The following is an 8,935-nucleotide window of genomic DNA, read 5'->3' on the forward strand; positions in this document are numbered from 1 at the left end:
CATGGCGGATCTGTTCGGCGCACCTGAAACCGCGATGGTTGGGGCCACTGGCCCGCGGCCCTTGGCTGACCGGCTGCGCCCCAAGACCCTGGCAGAGGTGATCGGCCAACAGCATGTTCTTGGCCCAGATGCGCCGCTTGGCACGATGCTGGCCAATAACGCGCTGTCCTCGCTGATTTTCTGGGGGCCGCCCGGTGTGGGTAAGACCACAATCGCGCGGCTTCTGGCACATGAAACCGACCTGCATTTCGTGCAGATCAGCGCGATTTTCACCGGCGTTCCTGACTTGCGCAAAGTGTTTGAGGCGGCCAAGCATCGCCGGGCGAACGGGCAGGGGACGTTGCTGTTCGTGGACGAAATCCACCGTTTCAACAAAGCGCAACAAGACGGGTTCCTGCCGCATATGGAGGACGGGACCATCCTTCTGGTCGGGGCGACCACGGAAAACCCGTCGTTTGAGCTGAACGCCGCTGTGCTCAGCCGGGCGCAGGTTTTGGTGTTGGAACGTCTGTCGAAGGATGATCTCGGCCAGTTGGTCGCGCGGGCTGAGGCCGAACTTGGCCGAACCTTGCCGCTGACCGATGCCGCGCGTGCGGCCTTGCTGGAAATGGCCGATGGCGATGGCCGGGCCTTGCTGAACCTTGTGGAACAGGTTGGCAGTTGGCGGGTTGAAGCGCCGCTGGACACGGACGCGCTGACCAAACGGCTGATGCGCCGGGCCGCGCAATACGACAAATCCGGCGACGGGCATTACAACCTGATATCGGCCCTGCATAAATCGGTGCGCGGGTCTGACCCGGACGCGGCGCTGTATTGGTTCGCCCGTATGATAGAGGCTGGCGAAGACCCGCGTTTTCTGGGCCGTCGCCTGACACGCATGGCGGTCGAAGACATCGGCCTTGCCGATCCGCAGGCGCAATCGGTCTGCCTTCAGGGTTGGGAAACCTACGAACGGCTGGGATCGCCCGAGGGCGAATTGGCCTTGGCCCAAGCGGTGGTTTATCTGGCGCTGGCCCCGAAGTCGAACGCGGTTTACGTGGCCTACAAGGCCGCCCGAAACGCGGCCCGCAAAACCGGGTCAACGCCGCCGCCCAAGCACATCCTGAACGCGCCGACATCGTTGATGGAGGATCAGGGCTATGGCGCGGGCTATGCCTATGACCATGACGCCGAGGACGGGTTTTCTGGACAGAACTATTTCCCCGACGGGATGGACCGGACACGGTTCTATGATCCGGTTGAGCGGGGCTTTGAACGGGATCTGGCCAAGCGCGTGGCCTATTTCGACAAGCTGCGCACCAAACGCGGTGGTTAGGCCAACCGGCCCGTTCCTTGACAAATCCGCGCTGTGGCCACACAGAACGCCTATGATGACACCACTTCTACAGGTCGCCTTGGGCGGCGCAATCGGCGCGTCGGGCCGGTATTTGACGGGGCTTTGGGCTGGCCGCACGCTGGGCCATGGCTTTCCTTGGGGGACGCTGACGGTGAATATCGTCGGCTCTTTCGTGATGGGCGTTGTGGTTGTGGTGCTGGCGCATCTCTCGGGGAACCGATATGCGCCGTTGTTGATGACGGGGATCCTTGGCGGGTTCACCACCTTCTCGGCGTTTTCGCTGGATGCCGTCACATTATATGAGCGGGGCCAGACGGGCCTTGCAGCCAGCTATGTTGGCGCATCTGTCGTATTTTCCTTGGCCGCGCTGTTTGCGGGGCTTCTTCTAGCCCGGAGTTTCACCCAATGAGCGGCGTTCAACAGGTCACGGTCGGCCCCGGTGATGGCGATCAGCGTTTGGACCGTTGGTTCAAGCGTCATTTCCCGCATGTGGCGCAGGGGCGCATCGAAAAGATGTGCCGTAAAGGCGAAATCCGCATCGACGGCGCACGGGCTAAGGCCTCGACCCGGATCGAGGTGGGCCAGACCATCCGCATTCCCCCCTTGCCTGAAGCAAGCGAGGTTCAGGCGAGCCAGCCCGCGCCCAAGCCGCGTGTGTCGGATGCCGATGCCAAACTGATCCAGTCCTGCGTGATCTACCGCGACGATCATATCATCGCGCTGAATAAGCCGCCGGGGCTGCCGACGCAGGGCGGCTCCAAGCAGTTGCGCCATGTCGATGGTTTGGCCGAAGCGCTGAAATTCGGGTTGGATGAGAAGCCGCGCCTTGTGCACCGGCTGGATAAGGACACATCGGGCGTTCTGTTGCTGGCGCGGTCGCGCGAAATCGCCAAGGCCCTGACCGAAGCGATCCGCCACCGCAACACGCGCAAAATTTACTGGTCGCTGGTCGCCGGTGTGCCGACGCCATACCTTGGCGAAATCCGCTATGGTCTGGTCAAGGCGCCGGGGCATGGCCGTCAGGGCGAGGGCGAGAAAATGATCTGCGTCCACCCCCGCGAAATGGACCGGACACCGGGCGCGAAACGGGCACATACACTGTATGCTACACTGTATCGGGTGGCTGGACGGGCCGCTTGGGTCGCGATGGAGCCGCTGACGGGCCGCACGCACCAGCTGCGGGCTCATATGGCCGAAATTGGCCATCCGATCATTGGCGATGGCAAATACGGCGGGTCCAGTCAGGAAAACATGGGCGACGGATGGGGCGCACAACTGGGCGGCATCATCTCGAAAAAGCTGCACCTGCACGCCCGCTCCATGAGCTTTGAGCACCCGGTGACCCATAAAACTGTGACTGTCCGCGCGCCGCTGCCCGAACACATGGCGCATAGCTGGGACACCTTCGGCTGGTCCGAAGATCTGGCCGCAGAAGATCCGTTCGAGTCGCTTTGATGGTGCTGCGGTTGGTGATGTTCGATGTCGACGGAACCTTGGTCGACAGCCAAAACGACATCGTGGATTCGATGACCGAAGCCTTTCAGGGGCTGGGGCTAAAGGCCCCCAAGCGCGAGGCGATCCTTGGCATCGTTGGTCTGTCGCTGGACCGCGCCATTGCGCAGCTTGCACCCAACGCCCGCCCCGGCCAACCCGAGGCTTTGGTTGAAGGCTACAAGGCCGCCTATATGCGCAACCGGTCCGAAAAAGGCACCGAGGCGTCATCGCCGCTCTATCCGCATGTGCGATCGGTTTTGCAGGCGCTGCACGCACAGGACAACGTTTTGATGGGTGTGGCCACGGGCAAATCCCGGCGCGGCTTGGATAAATTGCTGGACGGGCATGACCTGCGCCAATTCTTCATCACGCAGCAGGTGGCCGATGATCACCCGTCCAAACCGCATCCGTCGATGTTGATGGCTGCGGCATCGGAAACCGGGGTTGAGGCGCATCAGGCCGTGATGATCGGCGACACAAGCTACGACATGGAAATGGCACGGGCTGCCGGGATGCTGGCCATTGGCGTCAGCTGGGGCTATCACAGCCGCGAAAAATTGACCGAAGCCCATATTGTGCTGGATGATATCCGGCTGCTGCCGGGGCTTCTTGATCAGATCTGGGGACAAATGGCATGAGCGAATGGGCACTCAAACGGTTTTGGAAAACCGTCGTAGTGGAAGAGGCCGATGGCGGGTATGCTGTCAAACTGGATGGGCGCGGCATCAAGACCCCGGCCAAAGCGCCGCTGTCCGTGCCGACCCGTGCGCTTGCCGAATCCATCGCCGCCGAATGGGACGCGCAGGCCGAACATATCGATCCCAACACCATGCCTTGCACCCGGTCGGCCAACGCCGCGATTGACAAGGTGCGCCACCAACATGCCGAAGTCGCCGATATGCTGGCCGATTATGGCGACAGCGATCTGCTGTGCTACCGCGCCGAGACGCCGCAGTCTTTGGTGGACCGCCAGAACGACACATGGAACCCGCTGATCGACTGGGCCGAGTCGCGGTACGGCGTGCGGTTGTTGCCTCGGGCAGGGGTCATGCACGCTCCGCAAACGCCTGAAACTTTGGCAACTCTGCGTGCTGAAGTGCATCAACTTGATCCTTTTGCCATGGCCGCATTCCACGATTTGGTCTCGATGAGCGGATCTTTGGTGCTTGGATTGGCCGCCCTTCACGACGATCACGCCGCCGAAGATATCTGGAATTGGTCCCGTTTGGACGAGATTTTCCAAGAAGAACAATGGGGTGAAGACGAAGAGGCCACCGAAGTCGCCACTCGCAAGAAATCTGAGTTTCTGCACGCGCACCGGTTTTATCGTCTGAGCAGGCCTGTAGCCTGACGCATCGTCAACTAGGTCCGATCCGATCATTTTATAAGCGGTTTGGGTTGACCTTTTTGGCGAAATCCACACAAACTTGTTTTACCCGTCAGTCAAAAACTGTCGGACTTCATCCCTTACCCCAAGGGTAAGGTCAAAAGCACCCGCATGAATCGGGTGACAAAAACAGGAAGAGGTAAAAATGAAGAAAACCGTAATTCTTGGCGCGCTCACAGTTGCTGGCTTGGCTGCTGGTGCTGCTTCGGCTGCCACGGTTGACGATGTCAAAGCACGTGGCAAGCTGAACTGTGGTGTGACCACGGGTCTGGTCGGTTTTGCTGCTCCGAACGCAAATGGCGAATGGGAAGGCTTTGACGTAGGCGTCTGCCGTGCCGTTGCTGCTGCTGTTCTGGGTGATCCGACCGCGGTGGAATTCGTTCCGACCACCGGTAAAACCCGCTTCACTGCACTTGCTTCGGGTGAAATCGACCTGCTGGCACGTAACACCACCTGGACCTTCTCGCGCGATGTCGACCTGAAGTTCGAATTCGTCGGCGTGAACTACTACGACGGTCAGGGCTTCATGGTTCCGAAGGAACTGGGTGTTTCGTCGGCCAAAGAACTGGACGGCGCCACCGTTTGTATCCAAACCGGCACCACGACCGAGCTGAACCTGGCCGATTTCTTCCGCGCCAACAACATCAGCTATGAGCCGGTTCCGATCGAAACCAACGCCGAAGCGCAGCAGCAGTACCTGGCAGGTGCTTGCGACGTGTACACCACGGACGCATCGGGCCTGGCCGCGACCCGCGCCTCGTTCGAAGATCCGACCGCGCACGTCGTTCTGCCGGAAATCATCTCCAAAGAGCCGCTGGGCCCGCTTGTTCGCCACGGCGACAACGACTGGGGTGATATCGCTCGCTGGACGCTGAACGCGCTGATCGCAGCAGAAGAATACGGCATCACCTCGGCAAACATCGCCGAGCTGTCGGCTGCTCCGACCAACAACCCGGAAATCAACCGTATCCTCGGCACCGAAGGCAACCTGGGCGAAATGCTCGGCCTGGACGCTGAGTGGGCCAAGCGCGCCATCATGGCGGGCGGCAACTACGGTGAACTGTTCGAAAAGAACATTGGTGAAAACACCCCGATCGGTCTGGCCCGTGGCCTGAACGCTCAGTGGACGGATGGTGGCCTGCTGTACACGCCGCCGTTCCGCTAATCGCCTAAGAAAGGGCGCGGCATGACCGCGCCCTTTTTCCTGCGTGGGGCAGGACAACAACCGCATTCGGACCAACAGGAGCAGGGCACACCCTGCCAATGCAAGCGGTCCGAAATTCAGGGATACCAAAATGTCTAGTCAAAGCGATCCGCTGCCGGACTCGTTCCGGCTTTCAATGCTGATTTACGACACCCGCTATCGGTCGATGACGATCCAAATCGTTGCGCTGATCGGGGCTTTGCTGGGTGCCCTGTTCTTGATCGACAACACGATCTCGAACCTCAACGCACTCGGCAAAGAAATTGATTTCGGTTTTCTGTCAGAGCCTGCCGGTTATGACATCAACCAGCGTCTCGTGGATTATATGAGCCGCGACACGCATTTACGTGCTTCTTTCATCGGACTTCTGAACACGCTGCTGATCGCGGTTCTGGGATGCGCCATGGCAACCGTCCTTGGCGTCGTCATCGGTGTTCTTCGGCTTAGCTCCAACTGGCTGGTGGCCCGCATCATGACGGTTTACGTCGAGATGTTCCGCAACGTGCCGGTTCTGCTTTGGATCGTGTTGGCCATGGCGGTCTTGATCGAATCGCTGCCAAGCCCGCGCGACTTCCGCGGTGAAAACCCTGAGGCCAGCATGATGCTGTTTGACAGCGTCGCGATCACCAACCGGGGCTTCTACATCCCCGAGGCACTGTTTTCGCGCAGCTTTGGAAACATCCATTTCTTCGGGGATTCAAGCCTGCGCTTTGATCTGTCGCTGGATCTGTTGGCCCTTCTGGCCGTTCTGTTCGGCTCAATCTATGCTGTGCGCCGCTTGGGCAAATGGGCCCACGCCAAGCAAGAGGCAACCGGCCTGCGCCCGACCACTTGGCACTACACCTTGGCCATTCTGGTCGTGCCCATGCTGATCCTGCTGACCGTGCTGGGCTTCCACCTTGGTTACCCGGAACTGAAGGGCTTCAACTTCAGCGGTGGCACCTATATGCGCAACTCGTTGATTGCGCTGTGGCTGGCCCTGTCGATGTACACCGCCGCCTTTATCGCTGAAATCGTGCGCGGCGGCATTCTGGCCATCTCGAAAGGCCAGACCGAGGCCGCATCGGCCCTTGGCCTTCGTCCCAGCCGGACCATGCGCCTTGTGATCCTGCCGCAGGCGATGCGGGTCATCATCCCGCCGCTGATTTCGCAATATCTGAACCTTACCAAGAACTCGTCGCTGGCGATTGCCGTGGGCTACATGGACATCACCGGCACCCTTGGCGGCATCACGATGAACCAGACCGGCCGCGAGCTGGAATCGGTTCTGATGTTGATGCTGGTTTACCTTGTTATCAGCCTGAGCATCTCGCTCGTGATGAACTGGTACAACGAACGCGTGAAACTGGTGGAGCGGTGATATGAGCGACACAAATGCACAATCTGTCCGCTACGTGCGTGACACTATACTGCCCCAACAGCCGCCGCCTGCCTCTGCGGTTGGGTTTATCGGCTGGGCGCGGGCCAACCTGTTCTCCAGCTGGTTCAACTCGGTCCTGACCGTTATCTCGCTGGCCTTTATCTTTTATGTTCTGTCCGGTGTGATCCCTTGGGTCTTTCAATCAGTCTGGAACGCCAATTCGCTCAGCGAATGCCGTGAAGTGATGGTGGCCACTTGGGGCGATACCCATGGCCATGCTTGCTGGGGCGTTATCAAGGAACGCTGGTTGCAGCTGCTGTTCGGCTTCTACCCGCCCGAGCTGTACTGGCGCCCGATTGTGGCACTGGGCCTGCTGTTGGTGGCTTTGGCACCTGTCCTTTATGCGGAAAAAGTGCCTAGCAAGCTGCTGATCGTGACGGCGCTCTATCCCTTCGTGATGCCGTGGCTTCTGTGGGGCGGAACCATCTGGGCACCGCTGATGGTTATGGCGGGCTTCGGCCTTGGCTATATGGCCTACACGATCCTGAGCACGAAAATCGGCTCGCTTGGCGCGATCATCGCCGGTGTTCTGGTGCCAATCGTGTGGTGGCTGTTCCTGTCCGGTGCCGTGGCCAGCGCGCTTGCCTCGGTCCTGCCGCTGGCATTGCAATCGGTTGAAAGCCGTCAGTTCGGGGGCTTCATGCTGTCGACGCTGATCGGTGTTGTGGCCATTGGCTGTTCGCTTCCCATCGGCATCTTCTTGGCCCTTGGCCGCCGGTCTGACCTGTTGATCCTGCGCGCCCTTTGCGTTGGCTTCATCGAGTTTATCCGGGGCGTTCCGCTGATCACGCTGCTGTTCGTGGCCTCGACCCTGCTGAACATCTTCATGCCGCCGGGGACCAACTTCGACATCATCTTGCGGGTTATCATCATGGTGACGCTGTTCGCTGCGGCCTATATGGCCGAAGTGATCCGCGGCGGCTTGGCCGCTCTGCCGAAAGGCCAGTACGAAGGCGCAGATTCGCTTGGCCTGAACTACTGGCAGTCGCAGCGCCTGATCATCATGCCGCAGGCCCTCAAGATCTCGATCCCGGGTATCGTGTCGACCTTCATCGGCGTGTTCAAAGACACGACGCTGGTGTCGATCATCGGCCTGCTTGATCCGCTGGGTCTCAGCAACGCAATCCGCGCGGACGCCGCTTGGAACGGCATCTATTGGGAACTGTTCGCCTATATCGCGGTGCTGTTCTTCATCGTCTGCTTCGGCATGTCCCGCTACTCAATGTCCCTGGAGAAACGTCTCCGGACTGACCATCGCTAAGGAGGTCACTCAAATGTCAGAACTATCCATTGACCGCGAAGTTGACCGCAGCCAAATGCAGGTCAGCAATGAGATCGCCATTACCATCGATAAGATGAACAAATGGTACGGCACCTTCCATGTGCTGCGCGATATCGACCTGACCGTTTACCGTGGTGAACGTATCGTTATCGCGGGTCCGTCGGGTTCGGGCAAATCGACCCTGATCCGCCGCATCAACGCGCTGGAAGAACACCAGAAGGGCAAGATCACCGTGGATGGCACCGTGCTGTCGTCGGATCTGAAGAACATCGACAAGATCCGGTCCGAAGTTGGCATGTGCTTCCAGCACTTCAACCTGTTCCCGCACCTGACCATTCTGGAAAACTGCACGCTGGCCCCGATCTGGGTTCGCAAGATCCCCAAGAAAGAGGCCGTGGAAACGGCGATGCACTTCCTTGAAAAGGTGAAGATCCCCGATCAGGCCAACAAATACCCCGGCCAGCTTTCAGGTGGTCAGCAGCAGCGTGTGGCGATTGCCCGTTCGCTCTGCATGCGTCCGCGCATCATGCTGTTCGATGAACCGACTTCGGCGCTTGACCCTGAGATGATCAAAGAGGTTCTGGATACCATGGTGGAACTGGCCGAAGAGGGCATGACCATGCTGTGCGTCACGCACGAAATGGGCTTTGCCCGTCAGGTGGCGAACCGCGTGATCTTTATGGATCAGGGCCAGATCGTGGAACAGAACGAACCCGAAGAGTTCTTCAATAACCCTCAGAACGAACGGACAAAACTGTTCCTCAGTCAGATTTTGGGGCACTGATCCCAGGCGATAAGATTGAAAGGCGGGG

At 59.5% G+C, this 8,935-nt stretch carries 9 protein-coding genes; all 9 read left to right on the forward strand.

What is annotated here, in order from left to right:
* The first annotated feature begins 1 nt into the window (after nucleotide 1).
* Nucleotides 2-1,315 (forward strand): replication-associated recombination protein A, encoded by a 1,314-nt coding sequence (locus tag PRI8871_RS01855; RefSeq protein ID WP_108884476.1) that lies wholly within the window; start codon nucleotides 2-4, stop codon nucleotides 1,313-1,315.
* 52 nt (nucleotides 1,316-1,367) lie between these two features.
* Complete coding sequence (crcB, locus tag PRI8871_RS01860) at nucleotides 1,368-1,745, forward strand: fluoride efflux transporter CrcB (protein ID WP_108884477.1); 378 nt, start codon at nucleotides 1,368-1,370, stop codon at nucleotides 1,743-1,745.
* Nucleotides 1,742-2,791, forward strand: coding sequence for an RluA family pseudouridine synthase (locus PRI8871_RS01865; RefSeq protein ID WP_108884478.1), 1,050 nt, complete (start codon nucleotides 1,742-1,744; stop codon nucleotides 2,789-2,791). The genes crcB and PRI8871_RS01865 overlap by 4 nt, the downstream gene beginning before the upstream one ends.
* A complete protein-coding gene (locus PRI8871_RS01870) occupies nucleotides 2,791-3,468 on the forward strand; it encodes an HAD-IA family hydrolase (RefSeq protein WP_108884479.1) in 678 nt (225 codons plus the stop codon). The genes PRI8871_RS01865 and PRI8871_RS01870 overlap by 1 nt, the downstream gene beginning before the upstream one ends.
* Nucleotides 3,465-4,181: an ATP12 family chaperone protein gene (locus PRI8871_RS01875; protein ID WP_108884480.1), complete on the forward strand. Its 717-nt coding sequence runs from the start codon at nucleotides 3,465-3,467 to the stop codon at nucleotides 4,179-4,181. The genes PRI8871_RS01870 and PRI8871_RS01875 overlap by 4 nt, the downstream gene beginning before the upstream one ends.
* Before the next feature lie 181 nt (nucleotides 4,182-4,362).
* On the forward strand, nucleotides 4,363-5,382 hold the full coding sequence (locus PRI8871_RS01880) for an amino acid ABC transporter substrate-binding protein (RefSeq protein ID WP_108884481.1): 1,020 nt from the start codon (nucleotides 4,363-4,365) through the stop codon (nucleotides 5,380-5,382).
* 130 nt (nucleotides 5,383-5,512) lie between these two features.
* Nucleotides 5,513-6,781, forward strand: coding sequence for an amino acid ABC transporter permease (locus tag PRI8871_RS01885; protein WP_108884482.1), 1,269 nt, complete (start codon nucleotides 5,513-5,515; stop codon nucleotides 6,779-6,781).
* 1 nt (nucleotide 6,782) lies between these two features.
* A complete protein-coding gene (locus PRI8871_RS01890; protein WP_108884483.1) occupies nucleotides 6,783-8,102 on the forward strand; it encodes an amino acid ABC transporter permease in 1,320 nt (439 codons plus the stop codon).
* A 13-nt stretch (nucleotides 8,103-8,115) separates the two neighbouring features.
* Nucleotides 8,116-8,907 (forward strand): amino acid ABC transporter ATP-binding protein, encoded by a 792-nt coding sequence (locus PRI8871_RS01895; RefSeq protein ID WP_108884484.1) that lies wholly within the window; start codon nucleotides 8,116-8,118, stop codon nucleotides 8,905-8,907.
* Nucleotides 8,908-8,935 lie beyond the last annotated feature (28 nt).

The sequence above is a fragment of the Pseudoprimorskyibacter insulae genome (genome assembly GCF_900302505.1).
Classification (GTDB): Bacteria; Pseudomonadota; Alphaproteobacteria; order Rhodobacterales; family Rhodobacteraceae; genus Pseudoprimorskyibacter; species Pseudoprimorskyibacter insulae.